This is a genomic window from Streptomyces sp. NPDC093544, assembly GCF_040683495.1.
In the GTDB taxonomy this organism is placed as follows: domain Bacteria; phylum Actinomycetota; class Actinomycetes; order Streptomycetales; family Streptomycetaceae; genus Streptomyces.
Map to the genome: position 1 here is coordinate 188,311 of NZ_JBFBEA010000015.1, position 16,688 is coordinate 204,998.

The 16,688-nt window shown below is 70.5% G+C and carries 14 protein-coding genes; 11 read left to right on the plus strand and 3 right to left on the minus strand.

Going from position 1 to position 16,688, the window contains the following annotated elements; genetic code table 11:
• The first annotated feature begins 211 nt into the window (after window positions 1-211).
• The 7 genes from AB0N66_RS23835 to AB0N66_RS23865 all read left to right on the plus strand — a co-directional run bounded on the left by AB0N66_RS23835 (window position 212) and on the right by AB0N66_RS23865 (window position 8,557).
• On the plus strand, window positions 212-1,366 hold the full coding sequence (locus AB0N66_RS23835) for an extracellular solute-binding protein (RefSeq protein WP_365438510.1): 1,155 nt from the start codon (window positions 212-214) through the stop codon (window positions 1,364-1,366).
• Entirely contained in the window at window positions 1,363-2,259 is an 897-nt protein-coding gene (locus tag AB0N66_RS23840) for an ABC transporter permease subunit (protein WP_365438512.1), read from the plus strand. The genes AB0N66_RS23835 and AB0N66_RS23840 overlap by 4 nt, the downstream gene beginning before the upstream one ends.
• The gene (locus AB0N66_RS23845; protein ID WP_365438514.1) at window positions 2,247-3,071 is read left to right on the plus strand and encodes an ABC transporter permease subunit; all 825 of its coding nucleotides are present in this window, start codon (window positions 2,247-2,249) and stop codon (window positions 3,069-3,071) included. Before AB0N66_RS23840 ends, AB0N66_RS23845 begins: the two co-directional genes overlap by 13 nt.
• Before the next feature lie 4 nt (window positions 3,072-3,075).
• Complete coding sequence (locus tag AB0N66_RS23850; protein ID WP_365438516.1) at window positions 3,076-4,167, plus strand: ABC transporter ATP-binding protein; 1,092 nt, start codon at window positions 3,076-3,078, stop codon at window positions 4,165-4,167.
• A gap of 51 nt (window positions 4,168-4,218) precedes the next feature.
• Window positions 4,219-5,700 carry an HAD-IA family hydrolase gene (locus AB0N66_RS23855; protein WP_365438518.1) on the plus strand — a complete coding sequence of 494 codons (1,482 nt, stop codon included), beginning with the start codon at window positions 4,219-4,221 and terminating at the stop codon, window positions 5,698-5,700.
• A 322-nt stretch (window positions 5,701-6,022) separates the two neighbouring features.
• Window positions 6,023-6,811 carry a carbon-nitrogen hydrolase family protein gene (locus AB0N66_RS23860; protein ID WP_365438520.1) on the plus strand — a complete coding sequence of 263 codons (789 nt, stop codon included), beginning with the start codon at window positions 6,023-6,025 and terminating at the stop codon, window positions 6,809-6,811.
• Between the two features lie 51 nt (window positions 6,812-6,862).
• Complete coding sequence (locus tag AB0N66_RS23865; RefSeq protein WP_365438522.1) at window positions 6,863-8,557, plus strand: NAD(P)/FAD-dependent oxidoreductase; 1,695 nt, start codon at window positions 6,863-6,865, stop codon at window positions 8,555-8,557.
• Between the two features lie 17 nt (window positions 8,558-8,574).
• Here AB0N66_RS23865 and AB0N66_RS23870 read toward each other — a convergent pair whose 3' ends face one another.
• Entirely contained in the window at window positions 8,575-9,258 is a 684-nt protein-coding gene (locus AB0N66_RS23870; protein ID WP_365438524.1) for a DUF5995 family protein, read from the minus strand.
• Window positions 9,259-9,431: 173 nt separating this feature from the next.
• Here AB0N66_RS23870 and AB0N66_RS23875 point away from each other — a divergent pair, with 173 nt between their 5' ends.
• Window positions 9,432-10,556 (plus strand): glycoside hydrolase family 6 protein, encoded by a 1,125-nt coding sequence (locus AB0N66_RS23875; RefSeq protein WP_365438649.1) that lies wholly within the window; start codon window positions 9,432-9,434, stop codon window positions 10,554-10,556.
• On the opposite strand, the gene AB0N66_RS23880 is transcribed toward AB0N66_RS23875, so the two are convergent.
• Window positions 10,538-11,929 (minus strand): solute carrier family 23 protein, encoded by a 1,392-nt coding sequence (locus tag AB0N66_RS23880; RefSeq protein WP_365438526.1) that lies wholly within the window; start codon window positions 11,927-11,929, stop codon window positions 10,538-10,540. The two genes, AB0N66_RS23875 and AB0N66_RS23880, sit on opposite strands and share 19 nt — an antisense overlap.
• Window positions 11,930-12,050: 121 nt before the next feature.
• Between AB0N66_RS23880 and AB0N66_RS23885 the strand changes: the two genes are divergently transcribed.
• Both AB0N66_RS23885 and AB0N66_RS23890 read left to right on the plus strand, forming a co-directional pair.
• The gene (locus AB0N66_RS23885; protein ID WP_365438528.1) at window positions 12,051-13,316 is read left to right on the plus strand and encodes an alginate lyase family protein; all 1,266 of its coding nucleotides are present in this window, start codon (window positions 12,051-12,053) and stop codon (window positions 13,314-13,316) included.
• 97 nt (window positions 13,317-13,413) lie between these two features.
• Complete coding sequence (locus tag AB0N66_RS23890; protein WP_365438530.1) at window positions 13,414-13,875, plus strand: acyl-CoA thioesterase; 462 nt, start codon at window positions 13,414-13,416, stop codon at window positions 13,873-13,875.
• Here AB0N66_RS23890 and AB0N66_RS23895 read toward each other — a convergent pair.
• Window positions 13,835-15,043, minus strand: a complete 1,209-nt coding sequence (locus tag AB0N66_RS23895; RefSeq protein ID WP_365438532.1) for an MFS transporter — start codon at window positions 15,041-15,043, stop codon at window positions 13,835-13,837. The genes AB0N66_RS23890 and AB0N66_RS23895 overlap by 41 nt on opposite strands.
• Before the next feature lie 138 nt (window positions 15,044-15,181).
• On the opposite strand from AB0N66_RS23895, the gene AB0N66_RS23900 reads away from it, so the two are divergent.
• Window positions 15,182-16,423 carry an ROK family transcriptional regulator gene (locus AB0N66_RS23900; RefSeq protein WP_365438534.1) on the plus strand — a complete coding sequence of 414 codons (1,242 nt, stop codon included), beginning with the start codon at window positions 15,182-15,184 and terminating at the stop codon, window positions 16,421-16,423.
• Window positions 16,424-16,688 lie beyond the last annotated feature (265 nt).

Below are 16,688 nucleotides of genomic sequence, written 5' to 3' on the forward strand. Positions count from 1 at the left end.
GCTTCCCCTCTGATCAGGTGTCTGTGCACAGAGTAATCACCCTAGTCGAGGTGTGGAACTGACCCGTGTGGGTGGGGATTGTCCAAGGAATCAGGGGTCAGGGTTATTCCAGTGTTTACGAACAGGACATCATCGGCGGGCCTACTGAGGCCAACTTGTTCAGACAAGTTATCCGTTCCACCACACCCTCGTGCGTAATCCTGGAGTGACCGTGTCCGTGTTCCTGCCGAGGACCGCAGTCCTCACCGGCGGCCTTGCCGTCGTCGCCGCACTGGCCCTGAGCGCCTGTGGCGCGGCCCCCGAAGAGTCGACCACCGCCGACGGCAAGAGCGCGGCCACCGCGACCTCGGCCGAGGACTTCGGTGGCCTCGACGCCCTCGTGGCGGCGGCGAAGAAGGAGGGCAAGCTGCAGGCCATCACGCTCCCCAGGGACTGGGCCAACTACGGCGCCATCATCGACGGCTTCGAGAAGAAGTACGGCATCAAGGTCGAGGTCGAGAACCCGGACGGCTCCAGCCAGGACGAGATCAACGCCGTCACCTCCCGCAAGGGCCAGGACCGCGCCCCCGACGTCCTCGACCTCGGCAGCTCCTTCGCTCTGAGCGCCGCCCAGCAGGGGCTGCTCGCGCCGTACCAGGTCGCGTCCTTCGGTGACATCCCCGAGGGCCAGAAGGACCCGAAGGGGCAGTGGTACAACGACTACGGCGGCTACATCTCCATCGGTTGCGACGCCAAACGCGTCAAGACCTGCCCGACCACCTTCAAGGACCTGCTGAAGCCGGAGTACAAGGGGCAGGTCGCCCTCAACGGCAACCCCACCAAGTCGGGCTCGGCCTTCGGCGGCGTGTACGCGGCGGCCCTCGCCAACGGCGGCTCCTTCGACGACATCCAGCCCGGCCTGGACTTCTTCGCCGAGCTGAAGAAGAACGGCAACTACACGCCGGTCGAGTCGACACCGGCCACGGTCGAGAAGGGCGAGACGCCGATCAGCATCGACTGGGACTACCTGAACGCCGGGTACGCCGCGGAGTTCAAGTCCAAGGGCGTCGACTGGAAGGTCACGGTTCCGGAGGACGGCAAGTTCTCCCAGTACTACTCCCAGGCCATCAACAAGGACGCCCCGCACCCGGCCGCCGCCCGCCTGTGGGAGGAGTACCTCTACAGCACCGAGGGCCAGAACCTCTGGCTCGAAGGGTTCGCCCGCCCGGTCCTGATGACCTCCATGGAGACGGCCGGCACGCTCGACAAGACCGCCGCCGCCAAGCTCCCCGCGGTCTCGGGCACGCCCAGCTTCCCGACCGAGGACCAGCAGGCCAAGGCCAAGGAAGTCCTGGCCCAGGGCTGGGGCAAGGCCGTCTCCGGATGACCGCCACTCTCACCCCGGTCGACGTGGTGCCCGCCGCTTCCTCGAAGCGCGGGCGCCGCGTCGGCGGCTGGCTTCCCGTCGCCCCGCTGCTGGTCTTCGTGGCGATCGCCTTCGGGATCCCCGCCCTGGCCATGCTGAACGGCGCCTTCACCGTCAAGGACCAGGCCACCGGCGCCAGTTCCTACAGCGCGGCCAATCTGACCGACTCGCTTCAGGGCGCCTACCTCACCGCCCTGGTCGGCAGCGTCAAGCTGTCCGCCGTCTCCGCGGCCATCGCGACCGTCCTCGGACTGCCGCTCGCCCAGGCCGTGGTGACCTCACGCTTCCGCGCGCTGCGCGAGGCCGTACTCACCGCGTCCGGCGTCCTCGCCAACTTCGGCGGTGTCCCGCTGGCCTTCGCGTTCGTCGCCACCCTCGGCAACGCGGGTGTCCTGACCCGGCACTTCGGCCTGACCGACAAGGGCTGGAACCTCTACAGCTTCTGGGGTCTGGTCATCGTCTACCTGTATTTCCTGATCCCGCTGATGGTCCTCACCATCACACCCGCCCTCGACGGACTGCGCTCCCAGTGGCGTGAGGCCGCGCAGAACAACGGCGCCACCTCCGCGCAGTACTGGCGGCACGTCGCCCTCCCCGTCCTCGCGCCCTCGCTGCTCGGCGGACTCGTACTCCTCTTCGGCAGTGCCTTCGCCGCGTACGCCACCGCGGCGGCCATGGTGGGCAGTTCGGTCCCGCTGGTCACCCTGCAGATCGCCGACGCCATCTCCGGCAACGTCCTGGTCGGCCAGGAGAACGTGGCGCTCGCCCTCAGCCTCGACATGGTGCTGATCGCGGGCGTGGTGATGGCCGTGTACCTGCCCCTGCAACGACGGAGCGCGCGATGGCTCGCCTGAACCTCTGGCGGTGGGTCGTGCTGGCCCTTGCCGCGCTGTACTTCCTGGTACCCCTTGCCGCGTCCGTGATCTTCACCGTGGACGTGCCGGGGCAGGGGATCACCTTCGACGCGTACAGCGAGATCGTCTCCACCGAGGGCTTCACCTCCAGCCTGTTGCTCTCGCTGGAACTGGCCCTCGCCACCATCGCCGTGGTGCTGCTCCTGATGGTGCCCGCGATGGTCGCGCTGCGGCTCGGCGCGCCCCGGCTGCGGCCCGTCGTCGAGGTGGTGTGCTCGCTGCCGCTGGTCGTCCCGCCGATCGCGTTCGTCGCCGGGATCTCCACGGTCCTCAAGTGGGGGCCCGAACACCTCTCCCGTACGCCGCTGTTCCAGACCTTCGTGGCGATCCAGAACCCGAGCTTCCCGTTCGTACTCGTCCTCGCGTACGTCGTGATGGCGCTGCCGTTCGTGTACCGGGCGCTGGACGCGGGGCTGCGCGCGGTCGACATACGCACCCTCGTCGAGGCCGCCCGCAGCTGCGGTGCGCCCTGGCCGCAGGCGCTGATCCGGGTCGTGCTGCCCAATCTGCGCGGGGCGCTGCTCAACGCCTCCTTCCTCACACTCGCGCTGGTCCTCGGCGAGTTCACGGTCGCGCAGCTCCTTGGCTTCCAGCCGTTCGCCGTGTGGATCTACAGCGTCGGCGGCTCGCAGGCGCAGCTGTCCGTCGCGGTGTCCGTACTCAGCCTGCTCGTCACGTGGGCGCTGCTCCTCTCGCTCGCCGTGTTCGGCGGCCGCTCCTACAAAGCATCCGCATCGGCCTCCCGGGGATGAACTCATGACTGTCACCACCCTTCAGAAAACGTCCGAGAAGTCCGAGAAGGCCGCCACCGTCGAATTCCGGCGCCTGCGCCGCGAGTTCGGATCGACCGTGGCCCTCGACGGGCTCGACCTCACCGTGCAGCCCGGTGAACTCCTCGCGCTGCTCGGCCCGTCCGGGTGCGGCAAGACCACCGCGCTGCGCATGCTCGCCGGGTTCGAACATCCCGACTCCGGTGAGGTGTTGGTCGACGGCGAAGATGTCACACGCGTCCCGGCGCACCGCCGCGACGCAGGGATGGTCTTTCAGTCGTACAGCCTCTTCCCGCACCTGAGCGCGCTGGACAACGTGGCCTTCGGACTGCGGATGCGCAAGGTCCGTACGTCCGAACGGCGCTCCCGCGCTGCCGAGTTGCTCGACCTGGTCGGCCTCGCAGACAAGGGGGAGAACTTCCCCCACCAGCTCTCCGGCGGCCAGCAGCAGCGCGTCGCGCTGGCCCGCGCACTCGCCCTGCGCCCCCGCGTGCTGCTGCTCGACGAGCCGCTCTCCGCCCTCGACGCCAAGGTGCGGCTCAGTCTCCGTGAGGAGATCCGCCGGCTTCAGCAGGAACTCGGCATCACCACACTGTTCGTGACGCACGATCAGGAAGAGGCGTTGTCCATGGCGGACCGCGTCGCCGTGATGCGCGCCGGGCAGCTCGAACAGTGCGCCACGCCCGCCGAGTTGTACGGTCGGCCGGCCACCGCGTTCGTCGCCGAGTTCGTCGGCACGATGAGCCGGATTCCGGGACGGCTGGGCGGAGGCCTGGTCGAGGTGCTCGGACAGCGGCTTCCGGTCGACGGAGAGGCGCCGGTCGTGGCGGAGGGAGATGTGGTGGATGTGCTCGTACGACCCGAGGCCGTACGGGTGCGGGCCGACGGCGCCGGTGACGCCCGGGTCGTCGCGACCGCGTTCCTGGGGGCGGCCACCCGGGTCACCGTGCGGCTCGCCGATGCCACCGAGGTCAAGGCCGATGTGCCGACGCACGAGGCCGCGGTGCTCGGATCGGGGGCCGCGGTGACGGTGAGCCTGCCGGAGCGGCCGGTGCTCGTCGCGGCGCGCACCAACTGAACCACCCCCCGGTCGAGCCCCTCGGGCTCCTGTTGAGTGAAAGAGAGTTCCGTGACTCACCGCGCCACCCCCCAACTCACCCTCCAAGCCGTCCTGTTCGACATGGACGGCACGCTCGTGGACACCGAGCGGCTGTGGTGGGAGGCGGTGGAAGAGGTGGCCGACGGGCTCGGGCGAAGACTGACGGAGGCCGACCAGCCGGAGGTGCTCGGGCGCCCGGTCGAGTACACCGCGGCCTGGCTGGGCGGGATCACGGGGACCCCGGTGACGGGCATCGCCGACGAGCTGCACCGGGAGTTCGCCGACCGTGTCCGCACCGGCATCGTGCCCCGCCCCGGCGCGCTCGCACTGCTCGACTCCCTGGCCCGTGACGGCGTACCCACCGCACTGGTGACCGCGTCGCCGCGCGCGGTCGCCGACACCGTCCTCGAAGCCCTCGGCGCCGGACGCTTCGCCGTCTCCGTCACCGCCGACGACACCGAGCGCACGAAGCCCGCGCCCGATCCCTACCTCGCCGCCTGCCACGCCCTCGGCGTCGACCCCGCCGCGTGCGTCGCCGTCGAGGACACCCAGACGGGCGTCAGCTCCGCCGAGGCCGCGGGCTGCGCCGTGCTCGCCGTCCCCTCGCTCGCGCCGATCGCCCCCGCCCGCGGACGTACTGTCCTCACCAGCCTGGAAGAAGTGACCCCCGCGCGGCTGCGGGCCATGGTCGCGCCGACCGAGCTGCGGGTGATGAGCTGGAACCTCTGGTACGGCGGTACGAAGGTCGACGACCACCGGGAGAAGCAGCTCAAGATCATCGCGGAGACGGGCGTGGACGTGGTCGCCCTCCAGGAGACGTACGGCACCGCGGCGCAGGAACTCGCCGACGCGCTCGGCTGGCACCACCACCGGAGCGGCGGCAACCTCGGCATCATCAGCAGGTACCCGATCACCGCCCGCCTCGGCGACCCGGACGTCGGCTTCTACGGAGGCACCGGGGTGCGGATCCGTCTCGACGGCGGGCAGGAGGTGGCCGTCTGGAGCGCCCACCTCGACTACACGCCGTACGGGCCGTACGAGGCGCGCTTCGACGGGCTCGCGGCGGCTGAGCTGATCGCCCACGAGGGTGTGCGGCTCGCCCAGATGCGGGAGATCCTCCGGGGGATCGCGGACTCTTCGGACGCCGGTTTGCCCGTCCTGCTCCTTGGGGACTTCAACGCTCCTTCGCATTTGGACTGGCCCGATGTCGAGTGGCCTGTCACGAAGGCGGCGGAGGAGGCGGGGCTGCGGGACTCGTATCGCGAGGTTCATCCCGATCCCGTGCGTGATCCAGGGCATACCTGGTCTCCGGTGCATGCCGAGCATGAGGACGGGAGTGGGCGGGCCGAGCCGCAGGACCGGATCGACTATGTGCTGTATCGGGGGCGGGTCCTGCGGGTGCTCGATTCGCGGACTTTCGTCTGCGGGTCGCCGCGGGCTTGGCCTGACGTTGCGGGGAACGCCTGGCCTTCGGACCATGCTGCGGTGATCACGACGTTCGGGCTGGGGTAGGGGGTTTTCGCCCCCTCCGCCCCTTCCCGTCCCTTGTTCCTGGGGGCTGCCGCCCCCAGACCCCCGCCTTCGCGCTGAACGCGCTCGTCCTCAAACGCCGGACGGGCTGGAACGGGGCGTAGCCCCGGAAGTACGGGACGGGTAGGGGCGGAGGGGGCGAAAAACACACCACCCACCCCCGCGCAACGAATCGCCGCCAGCCCCACCCCGTACGCAACGATTCGTCCGCGCACGCGCAACGGCTCCGCCTTGTCCCCCCGAGCCCCCCGCCCGTACCGTCTATCTGGCCCCCCAAATCCCTCCGTACCGGCAAGGAACACGCATGCGCACAGCCCTGCTCCAGAGCTCCGGCCGCCCCGGGTCGGTCGTCGGGAACCTGAAGGTCCTCGACGAGGCCGCGGGCCGTTCCGCGGCGGCGGGCGCCGGGCTGCTCGTGGCGCCGGAGATGTTCCTGACCGGGTACGCGATCGGCGACGACATCGCCCGCCTCGCCGAGGCCGCCGACGGCGACTCGGCGGACGCGATCGCGGAGATCGCCGACCGCCACGGCGTGGCCGTCGCGTACGGCTACCCCGAGCGCTCCGGCGACGCGGTCTTCAACTCGGCGCAGTTGATCTCCGCCGACGGCACCCGTCTGGCGAACTACCGCAAGACCCACCTCTTCGGCTGCTTCGAGCAGGACCACTTCACGCCGGGCGAGCAGCCGGTGGTGCAGGCCGAGCTCGGCGGGCTGCGGGTCGGGATCATGATCTGCTACGACGTGGAGTTCCCGGAGAACGTCCGGGCGCACGCCCTCGCCGGCACCGACCTGCTGCTCGTGCCGACCGCGCAGATGCACCCGTTCCAGTTCGTCGCCGAGTCCGTCGTGCCGGTGCGCGCCTTCGAGAACCAGATGTACGTCGCGTACGTCAACCGCACCGGTCAGGAGGGGGAGTTCGACTTCGTCGGGCTCTCGACGCTGGCCGGGCCCGACGGAGTGGCCAGGGCCCGCGCGGGCCGCGGCGAGCAACTGGTCCTCGCCGACGCCGACCCCACCTTCCTCGCGGCCTCGCGCGAGGCGAACCCGTATCTGAAGGACCGCCGCCCCGGCCTCTACGGGTCCCTCGTCTGACGTCCGCCCCTCGCCTTCCCCCACAGCTTTCCCGCAAGGAGTCCGTACCCCATGACGTCCACCGTGCCCAACGCCGTCCAGCACGCCGACGTGCAGCAGCCGCCGATCACCATGTTCGGCCCGGACTTCCCGTACGCGTACGACGACTTCCTCGCGCACCCCGCGGGCCTCGGCCAGATACCCGCGACCGAGCACGGCACGGAGGTCGCGGTCATCGGCGGCGGACTGTCCGGCATCGTGGCGGCCTATGAGCTGATGAAGATGGGGCTCAAGCCCGTCGTCTACGAGGCCGACCAGATCGGCGGACGGCTGCGGACGGTGGGCTTCGACGGGTGCGACCCCTCGCTCACCGCCGAGATGGGCGCCATGCGCTTCCCGCCCTCCTCGACGGCCCTTCAGCACTACATCGACCTGGTGGGTCTTGAGACCCGGCCGTTCCCCAACCCCCTTGCGGAGTGCACGCCTTCGACCGTCGTCGATCTCAAGGGCGAGTCGCACTACGCCGAGACGGTGGAGGACCTGCCGCAGGTCTACCGTGACGTCGCCACCGCCTGGAACGCCTGCCTCGAAGAGGGCGCCGACTTCTCCGACATGAACCAGGCCATGCGCGAGCGCGACGTCCCGCGCATCCGCGAGATCTGGTCCCAGCTGGTCGAGAAGCTCGACAACCAGACCTTCTACGGCTTCCTCTGCGACTCGGAGGCCTTCAAGTCCTTCCGGCACCGCGAGATCTTCGGCCAGGTCGGCTTCGGGACGGGCGGCTGGGACACCGACTTCCCGAACTCCATCCTCGAAATCCTGCGCGTCGTCTACACCGAGGCCGACGACCACCACCGCGGCATCGTCGGCGGCTCCCAGCAACTGCCACTGCGGCTGTGGGAGCGCGAGCCGGAGAAGATCGTGCACTGGCCGTACGGGACCTCGCTGGCCACGCTGCACGACGGCGCCCCGCGCCCGGCGGTGACCCGTCTGAACCGCACGTCCGGCAACCGGATCACCGTGACGGACGCGAACGGAGACATCCGCACCTACCCGGCGGCGATCTTCACCGCCCAGTCCTGGCTGCTGCTCTCGAAGATCGCCTGCGACGACTCGCTCTTCCCGATCGACCACTGGACGGCGATGGAGCGGACCCACTACATGGAGAGCTCGAAGCTCTTCGTGCCGGTCGACCGGCCGTTCTGGCTCGACAAGGACGAGCACACCGGGCGTGACGTGATGTCCATGACGCTCACCGACCGTATGACGCGCGGGACCTACCTCCTGGACGAGGGTCCGGACAAACCCGCCGTCATCTGTCTCTCGTACACCTGGTGCGACGACAGCCTGAAGTGGCTGCCGCTGTCCGCGAACGAGCGGATGGAGGTCATGCTCAAGTCGCTCGGCGAGATCTACCCGAAGGTCGACATCAGGAAGCACGTCATCGGCAACCCGGTGACGGTGTCCTGGGAGAACGAGCCCTACTTCATGGGTGCGTTCAAGGCGAACCTGCCCGGCCACTACCGCTACCAGCGGCGCCTGTTCACGCACTTCATGCAGGACGCGCTGCCCGCGGACAAGCGGAGCATCTTCCTCGCGGGTGACGACATCTCCTGGACCGCCGGCTGGGCCGAGGGCGCCGTACAGACCGCGCTGAACGCCGTCTGGGGCGTCATGCACCAGTTGGGCGGCGCGACCGACCCGACCAACCCCGGGCCCGGCGACGTCTACGACGAGATCGCGCCGGTGGAGCTTCCGGAGGACTGACGTCGCCTGCTGAGTGATCAGTCCCGCATCGGCGTGAGCAGCATCCGCCCGGCGAAGCCCACCGCCGCGTCGAGGCGCTCGGCGAACTCCTCGGCGAGATCGGGGAGTCCACGCAGCGCCCACAGGGCCCGGGCGGCCGACCAGGTGGCCTCGCGGGCCCGGTCGAGGCTCCACGCGCCGAGCAGATGAGTCAGCGGATCGGCGATCTGGAGGAGATCGGGACCCGGCATCAGCTCTTCGCGGATGCGCTCCTCCAGCGCCACGAGGAGATCGCCCACGCGGTCGAACTCGTCCTCCAGCTCGGCCGGTTCGCAGCCGAGCGTACGACAGGCGTCCACGACCGCGAGCGCCAGATCGTGTCCGATGTGCGCATTGATGCCCGCGAGAGCGAACTGCAGCGGACGTACACCGGGATGCCGCCGGAACTGCAGCACGGGCCGCCAGCAGGCGGGCGGATCCCCCTCCTCGGCCACCCTCAGATAGCGCTCCGCGAACCGCACGTCCAGCGTGATCGCGGCGGCGGGGTCCGCGAACTCCCCGGCGTCCAGGCGCCGGTCGACCTCCTCGGTGACGGCGAGGTAGACACGGTTGAACACCGCGATCCCGTCCCGCTCGGGGAGGGTCGCGTCCAGGGCGCGCATCCGGGAGACGACCGCGTCCACGGTGTACACGGGATTGGTGAAGAGTTCCAACAACGCCATGGGGGCAGCGTCCCAGTCCTAGGCTGACCGGAGTGCCGCCGAGCCGGACGCTTCCCCAGAACGGGGGAACACGTCCGTGGCGGGAGTGGGGGGAGCAGTACGTGTCAGGCTCACGTGCCCAGCGAGCGGCCACGCGCAAGGCCGAGCGCAGCCGGGCCGCCCGGCGCGGTGCCATGGTGGCGGCGGCCTCGGTCGTGGTCGCGGTCGGCAGCGTCACGGGAATGATGTCCGCGCTCGGCGACGGGCCCCCGTCAGACGACGCCAAACCCCTGGTGACCCGTGCGCCCAGCCTCCTGCCACTGCCCGCAGTACCGACTCCGACTCCCTCGCCGACCAGGACCTCGGCCGCACCGTCTCCGTCGAAGTCGTCCCCGTCACCGAAGCCGAGTCCGAAGCCCTCCACCAGCAAGGAGAAACCCACGACCGTGGCTGCCTCCGCCGGGCTCTACCGGCACCCCGAGTCCCAGGTTCTCGACTGGGTCGCGGCCCATCCGGGCGACTCCCGGCGCTCGGTGATCGAGTCCCGGATAGCCGACCGCCCGGCCGCGGTCTGGTTCGCCGACTTCACGCCGTCCACCATCACCGCACGGGTCAGGGCGGTCACGTCGGGCGGCGCCGCGCAGGGCCGGGTCCCGGTCGTCGTGGCCTACACGATCCCGGGGCGCGACTGCGGCGGTGCCTCGGAGGGCGGGGCACCCGACCTCGACGCGTACGACGGCTGGATCGACAACTTCGCGGCGGGGCTCGGCTCCCGTGAGGTCATCGTCATCCTGGAGCCCGATTCGATCGCCCAGGCCAACTGCCTCTCCGCGGGCCAACGCGCGGACCGGTTCGCCTCGTTGGCCCGCGCGGGCCGCGTCCTCAAGGCCGCGAACCCCAGGGCCCGCGTGTACTACGACGCCGGCCACTCCGCCTGGAACCAGGCCGCCACCCAGGCCGCGCTCCTCAAACAGGCGGGCGCCGCCTCGGCCGCCTCCTCCGACGGCATCTTCACGAACGTGTCCAATTTCCACCGTACGAGCACGGAGATCACGTACGCCCGAGAGGTGCTGTCCGCTCTCGGCGGCCCCGCGAGCCTGGGCGCCGTCATCGACACCAGCCGGAACGGCAACGGCGCCCCGACCGACGGCGAGTGGTGCGATCCGGCGGGCCGCAGGATCGGACAGGCGCCGACCCTGAACACTGGAGAGGCGCGGATCGACGCCTATCTGTGGGTGAAGCTGCCGGGCGAGTCGGACGGCTGCAAGGGCACTCCGGGGACCTTCTCGCCCTCGTACGCCTACGACTTGGCGACCTGAGAGTCCTCGTCGTAGGACGAGGTGCCCTCGTCGAGCAGCGGCTCCTGTGTCTTGAGGTGAGCCGGAGCCATCGCCCGCAGCGCGTGGTAGCCGATGATCACGACGAGCGTGCCGAGTGCGATGCCGCTCAGCGAGAAGGTGTCCGTGAACGTCAGGGTCACGTTGCCGACGCCGATGATGATGCCCGCGGCGGCCGGCACCAGGTTCAGTGGATTGCGCAGGTCCACCCGGGCGTTGAGCCAGATCTGGGCGCCGAGCAGGCCGATCATGCCGTACAGGATGACGGTGATGCCGCCGAGGACGCCGCCCGGGATCGCCGCCACGATCGCGCCGAACTTGGGGCAGAGGCCGAAGAGGAGGGCGAAGCCCGCGGCGGCCCAGTAGGCGGCCGTCGAGTAGACGCGGGTCGCGGCCATCACGCCGATGTTCTCGGAGTACGTGGTGTTGGGCGGGCCGCCGACAGCGGTGGAGAGCATCGACGCGACGCCGTCCGCGGAGATCGCGGTGCCCAGCTTGTCGTCCAGCGGGTCGCCGGTCATCTCGCCGACCGCCTTGACGTGGCCCGCGTTCTCGGCGACCAGCGCGATGACCACGGGCAGTGCGACGAGGATCGCCGACCACTGGAAGGACGGGCCGTGGAAGGTGGGCAGGCCGATCCAGTCCGCCTTGCCGACGCCGGAGAGGTCGAGCCGCCAGTGGTCGGTGAGCCTGCCGCTCGCGTTCACCGAGTGGATGCGGCCGAAGATCCGGTCGAAGGCCCAGGAGATCCCGTACCCGAAGATGAGGCCCAGGAAGATCGCGATCCGTGACCAGAAACCACGCAGGCAGACGATGGCCAGACCGGTGAACGCCATCACAAGGAGCGCCGTCCACTGGTCCTGGGGCCAGTACGTGGACGCGGTCACCGGCGCCAGGTTGAAGCCGATCAGCATGACGACCGCGCCCGTCACGATCGGCGGCATCGCGGCGTGGATGATCCGCGCGCCGAAACGCTGCACGGCCACGCCCACCAGGAACAGCGCGATGCCCACGACGAACACCGCGCCCGTGACCGTCGCGCTGGTGCCGCCCTGCGCGCGGATCACCGCGGCGACGCCCACGAAGGAGAGCGAGCAGCCGAGGTAACTGGGCACGCGGCCGCGGGTCGCCAGCAGGAAGATGACCGTCGCGACGCCGGACATCATGATCGCGAGGTTCGGGTCCAGGCCCATCAGGACGGGTGCGACGAAGGACGCCCCGAACATGGCCACCACGTGCTGGGCGCCCAGCCCGAACGTGCGCGGCCAGGAGAGTCGTTCGTCGGGGCGGACGACCGCTCCGGGGGCGGGTGTTCGCCCGTCGCCGTGCAGTTTCCAGCGCACACCGAGGTCCATGGTGAGGCTTCACTTTCTCTGTACGTGAATCTGTCCGGACCATTGTCAGGGTTGGCCAGCGGCCCTACGCTCGCACGATCCTACTCATGAACTGCGTTCACATTTCTGATCGGAGTGACTGATGAGTGCAAGCCCTCGACTGGGCGTGCTCCTTGCGGCCGTGGTCACCTTGGCGGCCGTCGTCGTCCCCTCCGCGGTGGCTCAGACCGCGCCGAAGGCGCCGAAGACCGCGGTCCTCGACGGGGCCCGACTGCAGCAGACCAAGGTGCGCCTGGACCGTGGCGATCCCCAACTCCGGGGCACCGTCAAGAACTTGACGGCCCGCGCCGACAACTGGCTGGACCAGGGCCCCTGGACGGTCGTCGACAAGCCGAGACCCGCCCCCGGCGGCGACGTCCACGACTACCTCAGCCAGGCCCCCTACTGGTGGCCCTCCCAGCCCAAGACCGCCGACAACCCCTGGGGTTGCCCCTACGTCCAGCGTGACGGCCAGCGCAACCCCGAGGTCGACACCGGCACGGACCGCCAGGACGTCGAGAAGGTCTTCGACTCGACGTACGACCTCTCCCTCGCCTGGTACTACACCGGCAAGAAGCAGTACGCCGAGAAGGCCGCCGCCGTCCTGCGCACCTGGTTCCTCGCCCCCGGCACCCGGATGAACCCGAACCTGAACCACGGGCAGTTCATCCCCTGCAAGTACGACGGCCGGGCCATCGGCATCATCGACTTCTCGCAGTCCTACACGAGCGTCCTGGACGCCATCGCGATCCTGAACACGGGCGCCCCCGGCTGGTCGAAGACCGACCGCTCCGAAATGCTCGCCTGGAACACCGACTTCCGCGACTGGCTGGCCGACAGCGCCTTCGGCAAGGAGGAGGGCGCCGCCAAGAACAACCACGGCACCTTCTACGACATGCTGCTCGCCGGCCTGGCGTACGCGACCGACGACAAGGACCTCGCGCGCAAGACCGTCCTGGACGCGCGCGCCAAGCGGATCGACCCGCAGATCGCCGCCGACGGCAGCCAGCCCCAGGAGCTCGCCCGCACCCGCAGTTGGCACTACTCGACCTTCGACCTGGTCGCCTACACCCGGCTCGCGGCCATCGGCCGGCACGTCGGCGTGAACCTGTGGTCGTACAAGGGACCGGACGGTCAGAGCCTGTTCAAGGCGGTCGACCATCTGCTGCCCGCCGCGACCGGAGCCGCGCCATGGGCCTACCCGGAGCTGGAGTTCTACCGGTTCGCGGCGAGCGACATCGTGCACGCGGCGGCCGACGCCGGTGACAAGGCCGCGCGCGCCGCGGTCCCGAAGCTCGAAACGCCGCCCGGCGGGGACCTGTGGGCACTGCGTCCCGCCGCCGAGCAGCTGGACTCGATCGCGGGCTGAGCCGACGCCGTACGCAACCCCTGATCAGGGGCTCCTGAGCGGTTGCTTAGGATGGGGTGCCCCCACCGCCCCGTCCGCACGCTCAGGAGCCCCGCCCGTGACCGCCGAAGCCCCGCCCGTCCCCGCTCTCGCGTACGGGCGGCTCATCCCCGTCACCGTCCACTTCGACGACCTCGACGCGCTAGGACTGCTCCACAACGCCCGCTACCCGGTGATGGTCGAGCGCGCCTGGACAGCCTTCTGGAACGAGCGCGGTTTCGGCGGGTTCGAGGGCGACTGGGAGGCGGCGGGCGACTTCTGCAACGCGGTCAAGGAGCTGCGGATCAGCTATGAGGCCCCGGTGAAGCGGCCGGGCGCGTACGCCGTCCACCTCTGGCTGGAGCGGCTCGGCAACACCGGACTGACGTCCGGCTTCCGCTTCTGCTCGGGCGATGGCGCGGTGACGTACGCGCACGGCACGCGGATTATCGTCAGGCTGGACGCCGGGACGCTGCGCCCGACGTCCTGGAGCGACCGGTTCAGGGCCGTGGGCCGGGAACTGCTGCGGCCGGCGGACTGACCTTCGGGCGGTCCCGGTCGCCGGCGCGCAGCACACCCGCGAAGGCGGCGACCCCGCAGGCCAGCACCGTCACCAGGCCGAACGACACCATCAGGCTCGTCGCCTGCGCCAGCGTGCCGATCGCGCTCGGCGCGATCAGACCCGAGGTGTACGTGATGGTGGCGACGCCCGCGATGGCCTGGCTGGGGTTGGGACCGCTGTGGCCCGCCGCCGCGAAGCACAGCGGGACCACGATCGCGATGCCGAGGCCGAGCAGTGCGAAACCGGTCATCGCGACCGCGGGGTGGTCCGCGACGACGATGAGCAGCCCGCCGAGTACGGCCAGGACGCCGCTCACCCGTACGGTGCGTACCGCGCCGAAGCGGTTCACCACCGAGTCGCCCACGAGCCGGGCCACCGCCATGGTCAGCATGAAGCCGGTCGTCGACGCCGCCGCGAGACCCGCCGAACTGCCCAGCTCGTCCTGGAGGTACACCGCCGACCAGTCCAGGCTCGCGCCCTCCGCGAACACCGCGCAGAACCCGACCGCGCCGATCAGCAGCGCCGACCGGGGCGGCAGCGCGAACCGCGGCGGCTCCTCGTCCTCGGTGGCCTGCAGATCGAGCACCCAGCGACAGGCGACCAGTCCGAGGACGGTGAGGGCCACCGCCGCCAAGGAGTGGTGGAGGCGCGCGTCCGTGCCCAGGTGTGCGGCGACGGTGCCCGCCGCCGAGCCGACCAGGGCGCCCGCGCTCCACATGCCGTGCAGGCTGGACATGATCGACTTGTTGAGCCCGCGCTCGACTTCGACGCCGAGTGCGTTCATGGCGACATCGGCCATGCCGGCCGTGGCGCCGAAGGTGAACATCGCCAGGCAGAGGCTGAGCAGGTTCGGTGCCTGTGACGGGAGCAGCAGGGCGAGCGTCCACAGCGCCAGCAGGCCGCGCAGGGCCGTGCGCGAACCGAAACGGTGGCTGATCCGGCCGGCCAGCGGCATCGAGACGGACGCGCCCAAGGCCGTGAAGGCGAGCGCGAATCCCAGCTGGCCGGTGCTGAGCCCCGCATGGTCCTGGATCCACGGCACGCGGGTCGCGAAGGACCCGGTGACCGCGCCGTGCACCGCGAACACGGCGGCCACGGCGTATCGTGCGCGCTTCAACTCGCGCATGTCGTAGACCACTTGACTCATGGTGCCGCTGCCCCTCCCGGACGTCCTCCGCGTACTGCTGACGTAAACTATCAGGAACCCTGCCTGATAAATAGATAATTTACGGCAGGGGAACCGGGCGAGGTCTCCGCGCCCTCACTGATCTGGAAGGATCCCGGCATGCCCGCATCTCCGAGCACCGCCCGGGCCATCAACGACCGGCTCGCCCTGCAGCTCATGCAGCAGGAGGGCCCCTTGACGGCAGGGCAGTTGAAGCAGCTCACCGGACTGTCCCGGCCCAGCGTCGCCGACCTCGTCGAGCGCCTCACCGTCGCCGGGCTGATCGCGGTGGTGGGGGAGTCGGGGGCGCAGCGGCGCGGCCCGAACGCGCGGTTGTACGGGATCGTCGCCGACCGGGCGCACCTGGCCGCCCTCGATGTCCGCACCGAGGGCGTCTCCGTCGTCGTCTCCGACCTCCTCGGCTTCGAACTCGCCCGCGCGTCGGTGCCCATCACGGACGACGCGGGTACCGGGCCCGCCGTCGAGCAGGCGGTCGCGCTGGTGGAGCGCACCGCCAAGGAAGCCGGGGCCGAGCGGCTGCACACCGTCGGCATCGGCGCCCCCGGCCTCATCGACCCCGCCACCGGCGAGCTCCGCGACTCCTCAGGTCTCCCCGAGTGGCACCGCAGGCTGGTCGCCGCCCTCCAGGAACGCCTCCCCGCCGCTCGCGTCCTGGTCGAGAACGAGACCAACCTCGCCGCCCTCGCCGAACAGCGCGACGGCGCCGCCCGCGACCGCGACACGTTCGTTCTGCTGTGGCTCGGCCACGGCACCGGCGCGGCTGTCGTCCTCGACGGCTCTCTCCGCCGCGGTGCCTCCGGTGGTACCGGCGAGATCGGCTTCCTGCCGGTGCCGGGGACCGTGAAGCTGCCGTCGGCGACGGACTGCGAGGGCGGCTTCCACTCCCTCGCGGGGGCGGTGGCGATCGCGGGGCTCGCGGCTGAGTACGGCGTCGTGGCGGAGGGGGCACCGCATGAGCCGTATGCGGCTGCGCTGGTGAGGGAGGCGGTGGGATCGGTCGGGGACGCGCGGGTGGACGTCCGGGTGGGCGCGCGTGGGGGCGCGGCGGTTGCGAGAACCCCCGCCTCCCGTTTCCTCGACGCCCTCGCCGACCGGCTCGCCATCGGCGCGGCCTCCGTCGTCGCCGTGCTCGACCCTGGCTGTGTGGTCCTGGGTGGCGAGGTCGGGCAGGCCGGCGGAGGTGTGCTCGCTTCGCGCGTCGAGGAGCGGCTCGCGCGGATGTCGCCGTTGCCCGTGGAGGTGCGCGCGAGTGCGCTGGGCGGGAGCGCGGTGCTGCGCGGCGCGCTGCTGACCGCGCGCGAGGGCGCTCAGGACGAATTGTTCGCGCCGCCGGGACGGTAGGGATTCGCGCCGCGGGGACGGTAGGGGATTCGCGTCGCCGGGACGGTAGAGGTTTCGCGTCGCCGGGACGGTGGCGGGTTCGCGGCGCCGGGTCGTTAGGACTTTTCGCCTTCTCCGCCCCGAGCTCCGGCGGCGGGGCTCGTCATCACGCCGTCGGCCCGGACGGGCCGGATTGAAGGCCCGGCGGCGGGGCAAGGGCCTCCGTCACCGCCGCCGGGCCGATCGGGGGGCGGATGCGACACGTCGTGAACGCTCAGCCGATGTC

Coding starts and splice junctions, on each gene's coding strand:
- AB0N66_RS23840 (WP_365438512.1), top strand. CDS start 1,363: ATGACCGCCACTCTCACCCCGGTCGACGTGGTGCCCGCCGCTTCCTCG.
- AB0N66_RS23845 (WP_365438514.1), top strand. CDS start 2,247: ATGGCTCGCCTGAACCTCTGGCGGTGGGTCGTGCTGGCCCTTGCCGCG.
- AB0N66_RS23850 (WP_365438516.1), top strand. CDS start 3,076: ATGACTGTCACCACCCTTCAGAAAACGTCCGAGAAGTCCGAGAAGGCC.
- AB0N66_RS23860 (WP_365438520.1), top strand. CDS start 6,023: ATGCGCACAGCCCTGCTCCAGAGCTCCGGCCGCCCCGGGTCGGTCGTC.
- AB0N66_RS23865 (WP_365438522.1), top strand. CDS start 6,863: ATGACGTCCACCGTGCCCAACGCCGTCCAGCACGCCGACGTGCAGCAG.
- AB0N66_RS23870 (WP_365438524.1), bottom strand. CDS start 9,258: ATGGCGTTGTTGGAACTCTTCACCAATCCCGTGTACACCGTGGACGCG.
- AB0N66_RS23875 (WP_365438649.1), top strand. CDS start 9,432: ATGGTGGCGGCGGCCTCGGTCGTGGTCGCGGTCGGCAGCGTCACGGGA.
- AB0N66_RS23880 (WP_365438526.1), bottom strand. CDS start 11,929: ATGGACCTCGGTGTGCGCTGGAAACTGCACGGCGACGGGCGAACACCC.
- AB0N66_RS23885 (WP_365438528.1), top strand. CDS start 12,051: ATGAGTGCAAGCCCTCGACTGGGCGTGCTCCTTGCGGCCGTGGTCACC.
- AB0N66_RS23895 (WP_365438532.1), bottom strand. CDS start 15,043: ATGAGTCAAGTGGTCTACGACATGCGCGAGTTGAAGCGCGCACGATAC.
- AB0N66_RS23900 (WP_365438534.1), top strand. CDS start 15,182: ATGCCCGCATCTCCGAGCACCGCCCGGGCCATCAACGACCGGCTCGCC.